Origin of the sequence: Pseudomonas sp. BS3767 (assembly GCF_900099665.1) — a bacterium.
Classification (GTDB): domain Bacteria; phylum Pseudomonadota; class Gammaproteobacteria; order Pseudomonadales; family Pseudomonadaceae; genus Aquipseudomonas; species Aquipseudomonas cerasi.
The window spans coordinates 875,220-890,204 of sequence record NZ_FNCX01000002.1 but is presented as its reverse complement, the minus strand read 5'-3'; the positions used below and the strand labels follow the sequence as shown (position 1 = coordinate 890,204).

Here is a 14,985-nt window from a genome sequence, read left to right as displayed (position 1 = left end):
CTTTCAACAGGAAGCTCTTGAAGCCAGCAAGGCGAAGCCGGTCCTGGTCGAAATTTCTACCCGAGGTAACCGAATACCAGGCCAAGTCGGTAACATCAAAGGGCCGTCCGAAGGGGAGGCCCTTTTTTGGGTTCAAAACAGAAAGTACCGCTGCGCCATCGGCAGCACATCCGCGGGCTCGCACCACAGCAACACCCCGTCGGCCTTGACCTGATAGGTCTGCGGGTCGACTTCGATGTCCGGCAGGTAATCGTTGTGGATCAGGTCTTTCTTCTGCACGGTGCGGCAGCCTTTGACGACACCGATCTGCTTCTTCAGGCCCAGTGACTCTGGTACACCGGCATCGAACGCTGCCTGGCTGATGAACGTCAGGCTGGTGGCGTGCAATGAGCTGCCGTAGCTGGCGAACATCGGGCGGTAATGAACCGGTTGCGGGGTCGGGATCGAAGCGTTGGCGTCGCCCATCAAGCTGGCGGCGATGGCACCACCCTTGAGGATCAGGGTCGGTTTGACGCCGAAGAATGCCGGACGCCACAGCACCAGGTCGGCCCACTTGCCAACTTCGATAGAGCCTACTTCATGACTGATGCCATGAGTGATCGCCGGGTTGATGGTGTATTTGGCGATGTAACGCTTGGCGCGGAAGTTGTCGTTGCCCGGACCATCCTGCGGCAGTGGGCCACGCTGTTTCTTCATCTTGTCGGCGGTTTGCCAGGTGCGCATGATCACTTCGCCAACCCGACCCATGGCCTGGCTGTCGGAACTGAGCATCGAAAAGGCGCCCAGGTCGTGAAGGATATCTTCGGCAGCGATGGTCTCGCGGCGGATGCGGCTTTCCGCGAAAGCCACGTCTTCGGCGATGCTCGGGTCCAGGTGATGGCAGACCATGAGCATGTCCAGGTGCTCGTCGATGGTGTTGCGGGTGAACGGACGCGTCGGGTTGGTCGAGCTCGGCAGCACGTTCGGCGAACCACAGGCCTTGATGATGTCCGGCGCGTGACCGCCACCGGCACCTTCGGTGTGATAGGTGTGAATCGTGCGGTTCTTGAACGCGGCCAGGGTGGTCTCGACAAAACCTGACTCGTTGAGGGTGTCGGTGTGGATCGCGACCTGCACGTCGTATTCGTCGGCCACGCTCAGGCAGTTGTCGATGGCCGCAGGTGTGGTGCCCCAGTCCTCGTGCAACTTCAGACCGATGGCCCCCGCCTTGACCTGCTCGATCAGCGGGCCGGGCAGGCTGACGTTGCCCTTGCCGGTGAAGCCGATGTTCATCGGGAACGAGTCCGAGGCCTGGAGCATGCGCGCCATGTGCCACGGGCCGGGCGTGACAGTGGTGGCATTGGTGCCCGTGGCCGGGCCGGTGCCGCCGCCGATCATGGTCGTCACGCCGCTCATCAGCGCCTCTTCGATCTGCTGCGGGCAGATGAAGTGGATGTGCGTGTCGACGCCACCCGCGGTAAGGATCATGCCTTCGCCGGCAATGACTTCGGTGGCGGCGCCGACCGCGATGGTCACGTCCGGCTGGATGTCCGGGTTGCCCGCCTTGCCAATGGCCGCGATACGCCCGTTCTTGATGCCGACGTCGGCCTTGACGATGCCCCAGTGATCGATGATCAGGGCATTGGTGATCAGCGTGTCGACTACGTCAGCGGCCAGCAACTGGCCTTGGCCCATGCCGTCACGAATGACCTTGCCACCGCCGAACTTCACTTCTTCGCCGTAGGTGGTGAAGTCCTTCTCGACCTCGATCCACAGCTCGGTGTCGGCCAGGCGAACCTTGTCGCCGACGGTGGGGCCGAACATGTCTGCGTAGGCTTGTCGGCTTATCTTCATCTTTCGTACCTCGGATTCAGAGCGGCAAGCTGCAGGCCGCAAACTGTAAGTTTTTCAAAGCGACCAGCGGCGAGCTGCAAGTCGTTAGTCGTCAAAGCTTTTGATCCTCGTGCCGAGTGCCCATCGTCATACACACGTCCCGATTGGATGCCTGTGTGACCGGTGCGGCGATCCGCATTGCTCACGAAGACGTTAGTCCGAACGCCCTGTTTCTGGAGGCTGTACCGGCCTTTTCGCGAACAAGTTCGCTCCTACGGCCTTCGGCCAGAATCAAAAGCAGACTTGTGTGTAACGATGAACGCGGAGCGTAGGAACGGTATTCAAAAAGCCTTCAATCCAGATCGCCCATCACCCGACCGGCAAACCCGTAAACCTTGCGCAAGCCGGCCAGGTCCACCAGCTCGACTTCGCGGGACTGGCCCGGCTCGAAGCGCACCGCGGTGCCGGCCGGAATGTTCAGGCGCATGCCCCGGCTGGCGGCGCGGTCGAAGGTCAGTGCGTCGTTGGTTTCGAAAAAGTGGAAATGCGAGCCCACCTGAATCGGCCGGTCGCCGCTGTTGGCGACGGTCAGGCTGAGGGTGCGGCGTCCGGCGTTGAGTTCGATGTCGCCGGGCTGGATCTGGTATTGACCAGGGATCATGTCGGTTGCCCCAAGGTTTTGAAATAAATGGCGGTGGGATGCAGGCGCCCGTCCGGTGTGGCGCAATAATCCGGCAGCTCACCGACACGGTGGTAGGCCAGCGCGCTGTAGAAGGCTTCAGCCGCCGAGCCTGCTTCGGTGTCCAGGTGCAACAGCCCACGTTTGTGTTTCACGGCCGCCTGTTCAACGGCCTCCATCAATTGCCTGCCCAGGCCACGCCCGCGCGCCGCAGGCAGCACCATCAGTTTCTGTACTTCGGCGCGGTTCAGGCCGTTGGGCTTCTGGCACAGCGACAGTTGTGCACTGGCCAGGACGTTCTCGTTCTCGACCACCACCCACAGCAGCAGAGAGCCAGCGGCGACATCGGCTCTGAGCCCGTCGCACCAGCCGTAGGCCTGCGCCATGTCGAGGTCGGCCATGAAACCGACCGACGCGCCATCATGAACCGTATCGAACAACAATTGCGCCAGACCCTGGCGGTAATGCGCGAAGCTTTCGGCGGTGACGCGGCGCAGCTGTGCTGGATTCATGGCGTGCTCTCTAAAGGGCGGAGGGGGCTTGCGAAGCCGGTGGCTGAGCACCGGGCGACAGGTCGAGCTGCATGAAGGTCAGGTCCAGCCAGCGGCCGAATTTGGTGCCGACCTGAGGCATTTGTCCGGTGGTCTTGAAACCCAGGCGATCATGCAGGGCGATGGACGCAGCGTTACCACTTTCGATCGCCGCGACCATCATGTGCTTGTCACAGGCACGGGCGCGCTCGATCAAGGCGGCCATCAGACGCGGGCCCAAGCGTTTGCCACGCTGGTCAGCGCGCACGTAAACCGAATGCTCGACCGTATGGCGAAAGCCTTCGAACGGCCGCCAGTCGCCAAACGACGAATAGCCGAGCACTTCGCCTGCGGTGTCGGTGGCCACCAGAATCGGATAACCCTGACTCTGGCGAGCGGCGTACCAGGCCTGGCGGTTGGCCAGATCAACCGGCTGCTCGTTCCAGATAGCCGTGGTATTGAGCACTGCGTCGTTGTAGATCTCCAGAATGCCCGGCAGATCGTCCGGCAGGGCATCGCGAATCACGTCCTGCATGATCACTCCTTCAGGCAATCGGCTGATGCACGGTGACGAGTTTGGTGCCGTCCGGAAAGGTGGCTTCCACCTGAATCTCCGGGATCATTTCCGCGATACCTTCCATGACCTGATCGCGGCTCAGCAGGGTCGTGCCGTAGTGCATGAGCTCAGCGACGGTCTGTCCGTCACGCGCACCTTCGAGCAGTGCCGCAGAGATGTAGGCCATGGCTTCCGGGTAATTGAGCTTCACACCGCGTGCCAGACGCCGTTCGGCGACCAGTCCGGCGGTGAAGATCAGCAGCTTGTCTTTTTCGCGTGGTGTCAGGTCCATGGGGCTTCCGTTTGTTCAAATTCGGTGGTTGATCGTTCCCAGGCTTGAGCCCTCATTGTTATGTATAAGTCTGTTTTGGGTTCTGGCCGAAGGCCGTGGGAGCGAACTTGTTCGCGAAGGGGCCGGTGTAGTCGCCGAAAATGCAGCGCCTAAAACATGGTCTTCGCGAACAAGTTCGCTCCCACGCCCTGCGGGCAGAAGCGCTAAAAGCCCCGATTTTCGGGCTTTTCAGGACTTATGTACCACGCTGAGTGCATCAGCGCCGAGGGTGTAGCCTGGAATGCAGAGCGTCCAGTCATCAATCAGGTGTTCCAGATTCTTGGCGTTACCGCCTCGCGTCCCAGCAGGGCAGGGCGCAGGTATTTCCAGATTTGTATCAGCCAGGCCCGCGCGTGCAATGCTTCGTCTGCCAGACAGCGAGCGACCAGCAGACCGGGCAATTGAGTCAGGTCGCCGCGTACCGGGTTGGGCATCGACAGCGAACGGCAGGCCTCGAGCAGCTCGCTGCTTACTTCGCCGGTCATCAGCAGGGTGGCGAACACCGTTCTGCCGTCCAGGCCGATGGGCGAGTCCAGCAGCCCGTCGCCACCGATAATGCGTTGTCGCTCATGCCAGAGCAATGTGCCGTCGCGACGTATATCCAGATGCGACTGAAAATGCCCGTGCTCGAACCGCTCGCCACTGGCCGGGCGGCCCAGCGCCACTACATCCCAGTAAAACAGCTTCGCATCACCGTGCAGCTCTATCCGAGTGCTCAGCTCTGCCTGGGCATTGCTGAAGACGATGGTTTCCTGCGGCAGCCATTCCAGCGTCGCACCAGGCTGGACGTGCAGTTCCAGTTGCTGAAAGGCCGGGCTGGCGGCGCGATACCATTTGGCCGCGCCGGGGCTGGTCAACTGTGCCCAGGCATTGGCCCCCACGGTGGCCGAGATATCCAGCCGGTCACCCCCGGCGATACCGCCTGGTGGATGAACGATGATGTGCTGGCACACCTCCGGGCCTTCGGCGTACAGATGCTTTTGCACCCGCAGCGGTCCTTTGTGGCGCCGCTGCGTCGGGCGTGTGCTGTCATCGAAACGGCCGTAACCCAATTCCAGTTCGGCGTGCCAGCTGGGGGTGAAGAGGGCGGTGTTGGCAGGCAGGTTCATGGTGTCTTCATTGGCTTGTCGAATGCTGCACGATAACGGATTGGCGCATCAAATAGTGACCAGACCACGAACGCCGTCGGTCTCCATGTTTTCGCCACGGCCCTGCTGGACGATCTCGCCCCGCGACATCACCAGGTACTGATCGGCCAGCTCCGCGGCGAAGTCGTAGAACTGCTCGACCAGCAGAATCGCCATGTCGCCACGCTCGGCGAGCTTTTTGATGACGGCGCCGATTTCCTTGATCACCGAGGGCTGAATACCTTCGGTGGGCTCGTCGAGAATCAGCAGGCGTGGACGGCTCGCCAATGCCCGGCCTATTGCCAGTTGCTGCTGCTGACCACCGGACAGATCGCCGCCGCGGCGGTGCTTCATTTGCAGCAGCACCGGGAACAACTCGTAGATGAAGGCCGGCACTTCCTTGGCCTCGGAGCCCGGAAAACGGGACAGGCCCATGAGCAGATTTTCCTCGACCGTCAGCCGACCGAATATTTCCCGGCCCTGCGGTACGTAAGCGATCCCGGCATGTACCCGTTGATGCGTCTTGAACTGGGTGATGGTCTTGCCTTCCCATTGCACCGAACCTTCCTTCGATGGCAGCAGGCCCATCAGCACGCGCAAGAGCGTGGTCTTGCCCACGCCGTTGCGGCCCAGCAGGCAGGTGACTTCACCGACCTTCACATCGAACGACAGACCGCGAAGAATGTGGCTGCCGCCGTAATACTGATGAAGCTTTTCGACCTGGAGCATGGTGGGTGTTCTCGTCTATTGCAGCGTAATCGCAGTGTTGCGACGCGGGGCGTCTGGACAGGTATTCCCGCGCAGCGCGCCGGAACGATCGGTTCGTTGCGTCAGCGTCCCAAATACACTTCGATCACGCGTTCATCGGCCTGTACGTCGTTCAGCGAGCCTTCAGCCAGTACGCTGCCCTGGTGCAGCACGGTGACATGGTCGGCAATCGAGCCGACGAAACCCATGTCGTGCTCAACCACCATCAGCGAGTGCTTGCCGGCGAGGCTCTTGAACAGCTCGGCGGTAAATTCGGTTTCGGCATCGGTCATGCCCGCCACCGGCTCGTCGAGCAGGAGTAATTGCGGGTCCTGCACCAGCAGCATGCCAATCTCCAGAAACTGCTTCTGGCCGTGGGACAGCAAGCCTGCAGGGCGCTGCATCGAGCTGGTCAGGCGGATCGTTTCCAGCACCTCACCGATCCGGTCCTGTTGTTCGCCGCTCAACCGCGCACGCAAACTGGCCCACACCGATTTGTCGGTCTTCTGCGCCAGCTCAAGGTTTTCGAACACGCTCAAGGCCTCGAATACTGTGGGTTTCTGGAACTTGCGGCCGATGCCGGCCTGGGCAATCTGCACTTCGGTCATCTGCGTCAGGTCCAGCGTTTCACCGAACCATGCCTTGCCGTGGCTGGGCCGGGTCTTGCCGGTGATGACGTCCATCAGCGTGGTCTTGCCCGCGCCGTTGGGGCCGATGATGCAGCGCAGTTCGCCTACGCCGATGTACAGATTCAGATCGTTCAGGGCCTTGAAGCCGTCGAAGCTGACGCTGATGTCTTCCAGCGTCAGGATCGTACCGTGGCGAGTGTTGAGGCCTTTGCCGGCGCTTTTGCCGAGCCCCACTGCGTCGCGGCTGGTGCCGGCATCGGAGTTTGGCGCCAGGATCGGTTCCAGCATGAAAGACGGGGTCGGAGTGGTTTTCATTGCTCGCTCCTTTTCTTCAGCATGCCGATCACGCCCTTGGGCAGATACAGCGTGACGATGATGAACAGCGCGCCAAGAAAGAACAGCCAGTATTCCGGGAAGGCCATGGTGAACCAGCTCTTCATGCCGTTCACCAGACCTGCGCCCAGCAGCGGGCCGATCAGCGTGCCGCGGCCACCCAGGGCAACCCAGACAGCGGCTTCAATGGAGTTGGTCGGCGACATTTCGCTGGGGTTGATAATGCCGACCTGCGGCACATACAAAGCGCCAGCCAGACCGCACAGCACAGCGCTCAGGACCCAGACGAACAGTTTGAAGCCGCGCGGATCGTAACCGCAGAACATCAGGCGGTTTTCCGCATCGCGCAGTGCCGTCAGCACGCGGCCGAACTTGCTCTGCGCCAGGCGCCAGCCGATGTACAGACTGGCCACCAGCAATGCGACCGTGGCCAGAAACAGCGCGGCTCTGGTCCCTTGTGAACTGATGCTGAAGCCCAGAATGCTGCGGAAGTTGGTGAAGCCGTTGTTGCCGCCAAAGCCGGTCTCGTTGCGAAAGAACAGCAGCATGCCGGCGAAGGTCAGCGCCTGGGTCATGATCGAAAAGTACACGCCCTTGATCCGCGAGCGGAAGGCGAAGAAGCCGAATACCAGCGCCAGCAGTCCCGGTGCCAATACCACCAGGCACAACGCCCAGAGGAAATGGTCGGTGCCCGCCCAGTACCACGGCAGCTCGGTCCACGACAAAAATGTCATGAAGGCCGGCAGACCATCGCCAGCGGCCTGGCGCATCAGGTACATGCCCATGGCATAGCCGCCCAGGGCGAAGAACAGGCCGTGGCCCAGCGACAATAGCCCGGCATAGCCCCAGACCAGATCCAGCGCCAGCGCGACAATGGCGTAGCAGAGGATCTTGCCCACCAGGGTCAGGGTGTAGGCCGAGACCTGAAAGCCGTTATCGGCAGGCAGCAACGACAGCAGCGGCAGTGCCAGCAGCACCGCCAGTATTACGCAGCCTGCAGTCAGCGTGCCTCTTGGCCCGACTTTTTGCGCGGCAGTTACTATCAATGGCTGGCTCATCAGTCGATCACCCGTCCTTTCAGTGCGAAGAGGCCTTGCGGACGTTTCTGGATAAACAGAATGATCAGCGCCAGAATCAGGATCTTGCCCAATACGGCGCCGATTTGCGGTTCTAGAATCTTGTTGGCGATGCCCAGCCCGAAGGCCGCCATCACGCTGCCGGCCAGTTGCCCGACGCCACCGAGCACGACCACCAGGAACGAATCGATGATGTAGCTTTGCCCAAGATCAGGGCCCACGTTGCCGATCTGGCTCAGGGCAACACCCCCCAGACCAGCGATACCTGAGCCCAGACCGAAGGCCATCATGTCGATGCGCCCGGTCGGTACGCCACAGCAGGCGGCCATGTTGCGGTTCTGGGTGACGGCGCGCACGTTCAGGCCCAAGCGGGTCTTGTTCAGCAGCAGCCAGGTCAGTACCACCACGAACAGCGCGAAGGCGATGATCACGATGCGGTTGTAAGGCAGCACCAGATTAGGCAGCACCTGGATGCCACCCGACAGCCATTGCGGGTTGGCGACTTCAACGTTCTGCGCGCCGAAGGCAAGACGCACGGCCTGAATCAGCATCAGACTGATGCCCCAAGTTGCAAGCAGCGTTTCCAGCGGGCGGCCATACAGGTGACGAATGACCGTACGTTCCAGAGCCATGCCGATCGCGGCGGTGACAAAGAACGCCACTGGCAGCGCGATCAGCGGGTAGTACTCGATGGCCCCCGGTGCATAGCGCTGCAGCATCAGTTGCACAACGTAGGTGGAGTAGGCTCCCAGCATCAGCATCTCGCCATGGGCCATGTTGATCACACCCAGCAGGCCGAAGGTGATCGCCAGACCCAGCGCCGCCAGCAACAGGATCGAGCCCAGCGACATGCCGCTGAACGCCTGACCGAGGATTTCACCGATCATCAGCTTGCGCTTGACCTGCGCCAGGCTGGTTTCAGCCGCCACGCGTACCGAAGCGTCGGTTTCCACGCCGGGTGCCAGCAATGATTCAAGACGGGTACGCGCCAGCGGATCACCGGTTTCGCCCAGCAGCCGCACGGCAGCCAGACGTACTGTCGGGCTGGAATCGACCATTTGCAGGTTGGCCAGCGCCAGGGTCAGCGCGCTTTTGACGCTTGAGTCGGATTCGCTGGCCACGCGTTCGGTCAGCAACTCGAGTTGTGCAGGGCGCGCGCTTTTTTGCAATTGCAGGGCCGCGGCCATGCGCAGTTGTGTGTCGGCTGCCAGCAACTGATGGCTGGCCAGCGCCGTTTCAACCAGGCCACGCAGCCGGTTGTTCAAGCGCAATTTACGCGGTTCGTCAGGCGTTGGAGCATCGGCGGCGGCAGGAGCCTGTGCATCGACGGCCACGTATTGATCGTTGTTTTCGATCCAGGCGCGCTTGCTGCTGTCAGCACCTACACGGCCATCGCGCAAGGCTTCAAGCAGCTCGACGCGTTCCGGCACAGGCTTGGCGGCCCAGGCCTCCAGCAGCTCTGCCTGTTGCGAAGAACTGGCTGCGACAAAGTCACTGGCATCACCGGCCTGGGCAGCCAAAGGCAGCAGCAGGCTGATGGCGAGGATCAAACGGTAGAAATAAGAAGGCATATCAATATGGCCTTGGTCTGTTATGGCGTTCCACTAGACAGTCGTGGCTGTTCGCCCTGACGCTGCTCGTTCCTCACGCTCTGCGTGGGAATGCCTTTCGTGACGCTCTGCGTCAACCATGCACCGAGCCGCGCGCTCAGGATCGGACGCGGAGCGTCCAGAACTGCGTTCCCACGCTGGAGCGTGGGAACGATCGGGCTGTGTTGATAGGGGGTCAGTTGCTCTTCGCCGGGGCGTCCGGCTTCTTGTCGTTGCCAGGGATGTACGGGCTCCAAGGCTGGGCGCGGATCGGCTCTTTGGTCTGCCACACAACGTTGAACTGACCGTCGTCCTGGATTTCGCCGATCATCACTGGCTTGTGCAAGTGATGGTTGGTCTTGTCCATGGTCAGAGTAAAGCCCGACGGCGCGGCGAACGTTTGTCCGGCCATGGCTTCACGGACCTTGTCCACGTCGGTGGATTTGGCTTTCTCGACCGCCTGCGCCCACATGTGAATGCCGACATACGTGGCTTCCATCGGGTCGTTGGTCACGGCCTTGTCAGCGCCTGGCAGGTTTTTCTTTTTGGCGTAGGCCTTCCAGTCAGCCACGAACTTCTTGTTGACCGGGTTTTCCACCGACTGGAAGTAGTTCCAGGCGGCCAGATGGCCTACCAGTGGCTTGGTGTCGATGCCGCGCAGTTCTTCTTCGCCCACCGAGAAGGCCACAACCGGCACGTCGGTAGCGTTCAGGCCCTGGTTGGCCAGTTCCTTGTAAAACGGCACGTTGGAGTCGCCGTTGACGGTGGAGATAACGGCCGTCTTGCCACCGGCGGAGAACTTCTTGATGTTGGCCACGATGGTTTGATAATCGGAGTGACCGAACGGGGTGTAGACCTCTTCGATATCGGTATCTTTCACGCCTTTGGAATGCAGGAAGGCGCGCAGAATCTTGTTGGTGGTGCGCGGGTAGACGTAGTCGGTGCCAAGCAGGAAGAAGCGCTTGGCCGAGCCGCCATCTTCACTCATGACATATTCGACGGCAGGGATGGCCTGCTGGTTAGGCGCAGCACCGGTGTAGAAAACATTGGGCGACATCTCTTCGCCTTCGTACTGCACCGGGTAGAACAGCAGCCCGTTGAGTTCTTCGAAGACCGGCAGCACCGATTTGCGCGACACCGATGTCCAGCAGCCGAATACCACGGCTACTTTATCCTGGGTCAGCAACTGACGGCCTTTTTCCGCGAACAGCGGCCAGTTGGACGCCGGGTCGACGACGACCGGCTCCAGCATCTTGCCGTTGACGCCGCCTTTGGCGTTGATCTCGTCGATGGTCATCAAGGCCATGTCCTTGAGCGATGTCTCGGAGATGGCCATGGTGCCGGACAACGAATGCAGAATGCCGACCTTGATGGTCTCGGCTGCCTGAACGGTCCAGGTCAGCCCCATGGCGGCGATGGATGCGGACAGGGTAAAGGCTTTGATCAGGCTGCGACGCTTCATTGACTGGCTCCCTTAGTACATTGTTTTGAGGTTTGGCGGCGGTGCATTTTTTGCTCTTTCAGGCTTTAGCAAGGTCTGGGCCAATGCAGAAACGTCGCAAAATGGAACGAATGTGTCGCGGTTCGGGGAAGATGTGCACCAAGGTGGAACCCGGCCTTGTCCCGCGTGCGCTCCGGGCTCTGCAATGGTGCAAGGCTGCTTTGCAGGAGCGCCGGCCAGTAACGACCGGCTTCCCGGATCAGCCGCGTGCGGGTTTCAGACCCAGAGTTCCTGTTCCCCGGTATAGAGATCGTAGGTCTGATCAACCAGTTGTTCGGGCGCATCGAACCAGGCAAACAGCTGTCCGTTGACCCGCTTGGTCGCACCCAGTTGCACGTATGTCCCCGGCGCAATGGCCACGTGATCACCAAGAAAGCCGGTGAACATGTTCTTCTTGGGCACAGCCGGTGCAAAGATGAAGAACACCGGGTGGTTTTCGGCATTGGCGTTGCGATTCACGAACCCGTCCTGGCTCCATCTGGAGGCGTTGGCTCGCGACATCGATGCAGACTGCACGCCATTGTCGGTAAACACTGCACCCACTTCGCGCTCAAGGCATGCCACCCCGTCGCTGGACACATAGGTGGCGCGAAATGCAGTGCCTTCCCACGCCTTGAGCTTATGGAACTGACGCAGAAACCTGCGCGTGGTGGCATTGCGCACGCCGCTTCGCAGCAGCGGGTTGATCTCCGTTGAACCGCCTTCCACGTAGGTGGTTATTTCGGAAAATTTTTCTGCGTTGGATGTATGGGCCAGCGTCAGGTAGTCGGTCTCGAACTTCAGGCGTTCGATGCTACTTGCTTCCTCCAGAGACGCCGGCCAGAGAGTTGTCAGGCTGGTCAGCCGCGCCTCGGCACTGCGGATTGCCGATTGACTCATGCGCGGTATCTGTTTGCCCACGATTTTCCAGACGCCGGTCGTGCTGCGAAGAGCAAACTCCTGCCCGTGCACCAGTTGTGTGGCATCCATCGGGTTTACCCGATAAAGGCGCGAGTGGCCGAACACGTTAGCCCGCCGGCTTATGAAGCAGGTCTGGCCCTCTACCTCAATGGCGACGAAGCTTTTGGGGTCCATGGCAGCGATCAGTTTCGAGCCTGCGAAACGCGGCGCCTTTGAGTGCGAAAGGAGGTAGCCGATCTGCGCCTGACCATCACGACCGACTCTGCGTACGAGGTGCGGACGTCTCACCATTTTTGCGGCGCTTCCTGCCGGCTTCAAGGCCAGCGCCAAGTGGCCGACCAAGGCAATGGCAAGATAGCTGAGGGCGCTCAGAAACTCCTCGGCGGCGCCTTCCAGGTCGTTTTCATCGATTTTCGAAAAAGCGCTCCAGGTTTTGTAAAGGCCAGCGCCCAGCGCGACAGGCATCATGATCGCGCCAGGCAGTAACAGAATCGCAATGCTCGCGATCAGATCGAAGCCCAGACCCGATTGCCCTGTACCGGTGGTCAGACTCATCTGCCGTTTGGCTTCGTTGATCAGAAGGTTGATCTTGGTCTCGTGATTTTCCTCGTAAATGTCTTTGCTCTGGCTGACAAACACGACGGGGCGCAGCAGCCTTGACGGGATCGGTAGCAGCGTCAGTTGGGTAAATACTTCGGGTGGACGCCAATGCTTCGCTTCCTTTTCGTACTGCATGGCATGCAGCGTCTCAAGACGCCTGGAAACCGGTATTTGCTGAATCAGATACTGCTGGAAGGGTGCCTCTTCCAGAAAGCTGGTGGTCAGGTGATACATGCTGTTGAACCAGCGGAAAACGACACCGTCGGCAGCATCCAGCGTGCACAGCACCAGTGGCCCCTTCTCGAATTTTCCGGCTGGAGCAATCAGCATCACGTTGGTCATCTTGAGTTGGTTGACGCTGAAAAAACGGACTTCAATGGCTTGCTTGTTGATGGTTCGACGTCCTTGGAGTCCTGGCGAATCCAGCACAGCCTTGATCCACTCGCGGCCGGTGGGTGCAAAAGCCTGTTGTTCGATCTCCAGCAGCGCCATCTTCATCTGAGCTCGCAACATGGCTTTTTCTGACCGCTTGAGCTGCTGTGCATACGCCGAGGTTTTCAGGTGCAGGTCAAGGTAATTACTGAGGTATTGGGGATCTTCCAGCGTGGTAATCAGCTCTGTTACGGCCTGCCTGTCCAAGTGCGCAAGGTAGACGCCTTCGGCGTCGACAGCGCGTAGAAGCACGGCATCCTTGGCCTTGGTGTGCAGGGCTTGGGTATGTGCCAGTTGCCTGAGTGAAACGTTCTCGGTGTTGATTTCTGGCAATACAGGCGCGCCGGGAATATCGAGCACTTCGATGCCCGTCCTGTAGGTCAGTGAAATATTGATCTGTTGCGCTGTTGCCGTGATGGATAGCCGGTTCAGCAGTTGAGCCAGTTGCTTGTCGATATAGCGCGTCGGGTAGGTGTGGCTGTCATTTTCCGCCTGGCCGAAGTGCTCCTTGCTGGCTTTGCGCATGTTCACCACCAATTCGCCAAACCGCTTTGCCTGGCGATGCCATGCATGACGCTGCGTCAGCGTCATGGTTTTCCACCAATCGGGCATTCGGCTTTGCACCAGATCGCTGTCGAATCCGTCGAGTCGCCAGTGGTTGTCGAAGTAAATCCTGGGTTTCAGCAAACTCGCTATCGTTTGCTCGAAACAGACCGCGTCCATCTTCTGAGCGCGGGCCAGCTGTACAGCCTGAGCGAAGACCGACTGCTGCGCGACAACCTGCCGGGCAAGCAGCAGGCTGAGAAAATTGCCGTCCATCAGGGTGTATTGCCATTGCAAGACAGGGGTGGGTTTGGTGGGGCTTGCCTCCCCGGCGGTGACGCTGTCGCCCAAACGTCCTCGGTACTCGGGTTCAGTCACTCGCTGAACAAGCGCGTGGTTCAACTGTTGCAATGAGGCAAATGCTTCCAGCCCGTCATGGGGCGTAAACAGAAGTACATCTTCCCGCTCTTCCCGCTCTTCCCGCTCTTCCAGGTCTGGCTGGACCGGCGCATCACGAAGACGCCGGGCAATGGCAAACGCACCGTAAAGCGACAGCGAGGGGCCGTCGCCGTCTTGTGCCGACAGGCTGTAAACACTGTGCGGCTGCAAGTCTGCGAGACCCGCGGTCGCATCTGTGGCACAGGGCCCAAGGGTGGCCGAAAGCAGGCTGTAGTGCCCGGTCGTCATCTTTCCCAGGGCGATCAGCACCGCACATTCGGATGTCAGGCACTCGATCTGCTCTGCGACAAACTGGCTGCTCCGGGTTTCGCCATCAAGCGTCGCAGTGCTCCAGTAGTCTGCAAGATTTCGTGTGTAGCACTGCTCAAGTTGCTCGCTGACCTGGGTGAAGAACGTTACAGTCGCTGCCCGCCCCAGCGGCTGAATGGCAGGTGGCTTGACGTCAGGCTGCTGTGTGTCAGGCGTTGGAGAAGGCGTGTCGAGAGGCGGGTGGAGAGCGACTACATCATTGTCGATCCATTGCAAATAGCCGGTGAAGTATTCGATCAGGCCAGGGATCAGTGGAACCCTGTGTATGTTGCTCCCGTGGTCGAATCCGACCTCGTTGTCACGGTAAGTCAGCCAGGTCGTCTCGACATCCAGCTCGGGTTTGAGGGGATGCAGCAGGGTACGGGCCAGTTCTTGGGTCGTCTTGCTGAAGTCGGGTGGATAGGTATCGCTGGCAAGCGAGGCGTTTAGAGCCTGGGTTGATGCGGTGAGCGGTAAGGTCATGGTGCCGATTCGTCTGCGTGATGGATGATCCGCTCGAGGTGTTGGCCGGGCGGTTCATTTCATATAGTCAGGGTTAAAGGCACGCGGGTATCGGCCAGCGCAGTGAGAGGACTGCAGCATCGGCTCTCTGATAGGTAGGAAGTCTCGGAAACGCGCGAGATTGAGGTAAGGACGGGGCCTGAAACCGGGTATGAGGAGGAATTCATCACAACGCCACTCAATGGTTTCAGGCCCCGCAGAGAGCAATCTAAGCTGTTGTCGCTGTTTTGGCAAAGCGCGAAAGCACTATTCGATCAAGCGCCCGGACAACCAGCATCGGTCCTGGGTGTCAGGGATACCACCGCGATAGGATCGATGAAGGCATTCAGCT

12 protein-coding genes are annotated in these 14,985 nt (G+C 60.1%); all 12 read right to left on the bottom strand.

The genetic code is table 11. The features are described from left to right. Window positions 1–132: 132 nt before the first annotated feature. Window positions 133–1,833 carry an urease subunit alpha gene (gene ureC, locus BLR16_RS08450; RefSeq protein WP_003368889.1) on the bottom strand — a complete coding sequence of 567 codons (1,701 nt, stop codon included), beginning with the start codon at window positions 1,831–1,833 and terminating at the stop codon, window positions 133–135. A gap of 331 nt (window positions 1,834–2,164) precedes the next feature. Next, on the bottom strand, window positions 2,165–2,473 hold the full coding sequence (locus tag BLR16_RS08445) for an urease subunit beta (RefSeq protein ID WP_002555403.1): 309 nt from the start codon (window positions 2,471–2,473) through the stop codon (window positions 2,165–2,167). Next, window positions 2,470–3,003, bottom strand: a complete 534-nt coding sequence (locus tag BLR16_RS08440) for a GNAT family N-acetyltransferase (protein WP_003431756.1) — start codon at window positions 3,001–3,003, stop codon at window positions 2,470–2,472. The genes BLR16_RS08445 and BLR16_RS08440 overlap by 4 nt, the downstream gene beginning before the upstream one ends. A 10-nt stretch (window positions 3,004–3,013) precedes the next feature. Then, window positions 3,014–3,556, bottom strand: a complete 543-nt coding sequence (locus tag BLR16_RS08435) for a GNAT family N-acetyltransferase (RefSeq protein ID WP_003368884.1) — start codon at window positions 3,554–3,556, stop codon at window positions 3,014–3,016. A gap of 10 nt (window positions 3,557–3,566) precedes the next feature. Continuing rightward, complete coding sequence (gene ureA / locus BLR16_RS08430; protein ID WP_003317023.1) at window positions 3,567–3,869, bottom strand: urease subunit gamma; 303 nt, start codon at window positions 3,867–3,869, stop codon at window positions 3,567–3,569. Window positions 3,870–4,171: 302 nt separating this feature from the next. After that, window positions 4,172–5,017 (bottom strand): urease accessory protein UreD, encoded by an 846-nt coding sequence (locus tag BLR16_RS08425; protein WP_058397065.1) that lies wholly within the window; start codon window positions 5,015–5,017, stop codon window positions 4,172–4,174. Window positions 5,018–5,065: 48 nt separating this feature from the next. Continuing rightward, complete coding sequence (urtE, locus tag BLR16_RS08420; RefSeq protein WP_003368879.1) at window positions 5,066–5,764, bottom strand: urea ABC transporter ATP-binding subunit UrtE; 699 nt, start codon at window positions 5,762–5,764, stop codon at window positions 5,066–5,068. A 101-nt stretch (window positions 5,765–5,865) separates the two neighbouring features. Continuing rightward, the gene (gene urtD / locus BLR16_RS08415; RefSeq protein WP_003368877.1) at window positions 5,866–6,726 is read right to left on the bottom strand and encodes an urea ABC transporter ATP-binding protein UrtD; all 861 of its coding nucleotides are present in this window, start codon (window positions 6,724–6,726) and stop codon (window positions 5,866–5,868) included. Next, a complete protein-coding gene (gene urtC / locus BLR16_RS08410) occupies window positions 6,723–7,802 on the bottom strand; it encodes an urea ABC transporter permease subunit UrtC (RefSeq protein ID WP_074805298.1) in 1,080 nt (359 codons plus the stop codon). Before urtC ends, urtD begins: the two co-directional genes overlap by 4 nt. Then, window positions 7,802–9,391, bottom strand: coding sequence for an urea ABC transporter permease subunit UrtB (gene urtB, locus BLR16_RS08405; RefSeq protein ID WP_058397067.1), 1,590 nt, complete (start codon window positions 9,389–9,391; stop codon window positions 7,802–7,804). Before urtB ends, urtC begins: the two co-directional genes overlap by 1 nt. Before the next feature lie 214 nt (window positions 9,392–9,605). Next, complete coding sequence (urtA, locus tag BLR16_RS08400; RefSeq protein WP_058397068.1) at window positions 9,606–10,871, bottom strand: urea ABC transporter substrate-binding protein; 1,266 nt, start codon at window positions 10,869–10,871, stop codon at window positions 9,606–9,608. Between the two features lie 255 nt (window positions 10,872–11,126). Next, complete coding sequence (locus BLR16_RS08395) at window positions 11,127–14,615, bottom strand: dermonecrotic toxin domain-containing protein (RefSeq protein WP_092194204.1); 3,489 nt, start codon at window positions 14,613–14,615, stop codon at window positions 11,127–11,129. Window positions 14,616–14,985: the final 370 nt, after the last annotated feature.

Excerpts from the sequence above, each read along its gene's own strand:
- urtE (WP_003368879.1), bottom strand. The coding sequence starts at position 5,764 with ATGCTCCAGGTCGAAAAGCTTCATCAGTATTACGGCGGCAGCCACATT.
- BLR16_RS08435 (WP_003368884.1), bottom strand. The coding sequence starts at position 3,556 with ATGCAGGACGTGATTCGCGATGCCCTGCCGGACGATCTGCCGGGCATT.
- BLR16_RS08440 (WP_003431756.1), bottom strand. The coding sequence starts at position 3,003 with ATGAATCCAGCACAGCTGCGCCGCGTCACCGCCGAAAGCTTCGCGCAT.
- BLR16_RS08425 (WP_058397065.1), bottom strand. The coding sequence starts at position 5,017 with ATGAACCTGCCTGCCAACACCGCCCTCTTCACCCCCAGCTGGCACGCC.
- urtD (WP_003368877.1), bottom strand. The coding sequence starts at position 6,726 with ATGAAAACCACTCCGACCCCGTCTTTCATGCTGGAACCGATCCTGGCG.
- BLR16_RS08395 (WP_092194204.1), bottom strand. The coding sequence starts at position 14,615 with ATGACCTTACCGCTCACCGCATCAACCCAGGCTCTAAACGCCTCGCTT.
- BLR16_RS08445 (WP_002555403.1), bottom strand. The coding sequence starts at position 2,473 with ATGATCCCTGGTCAATACCAGATCCAGCCCGGCGACATCGAACTCAAC.
- ureC (WP_003368889.1), bottom strand. The coding sequence starts at position 1,833 with ATGAAGATAAGCCGACAAGCCTACGCAGACATGTTCGGCCCCACCGTC.
- urtC (WP_074805298.1), bottom strand. The coding sequence starts at position 7,802 with ATGAGCCAGCCATTGATAGTAACTGCCGCGCAAAAAGTCGGGCCAAGA.
- urtA (WP_058397068.1), bottom strand. The coding sequence starts at position 10,871 with ATGAAGCGTCGCAGCCTGATCAAAGCCTTTACCCTGTCCGCATCCATC.
- urtB (WP_058397067.1), bottom strand. The coding sequence starts at position 9,391 with ATGCCTTCTTATTTCTACCGTTTGATCCTCGCCATCAGCCTGCTGCTG.
- ureA (WP_003317023.1), bottom strand. The coding sequence starts at position 3,869 with ATGGACCTGACACCACGCGAAAAAGACAAGCTGCTGATCTTCACCGCC.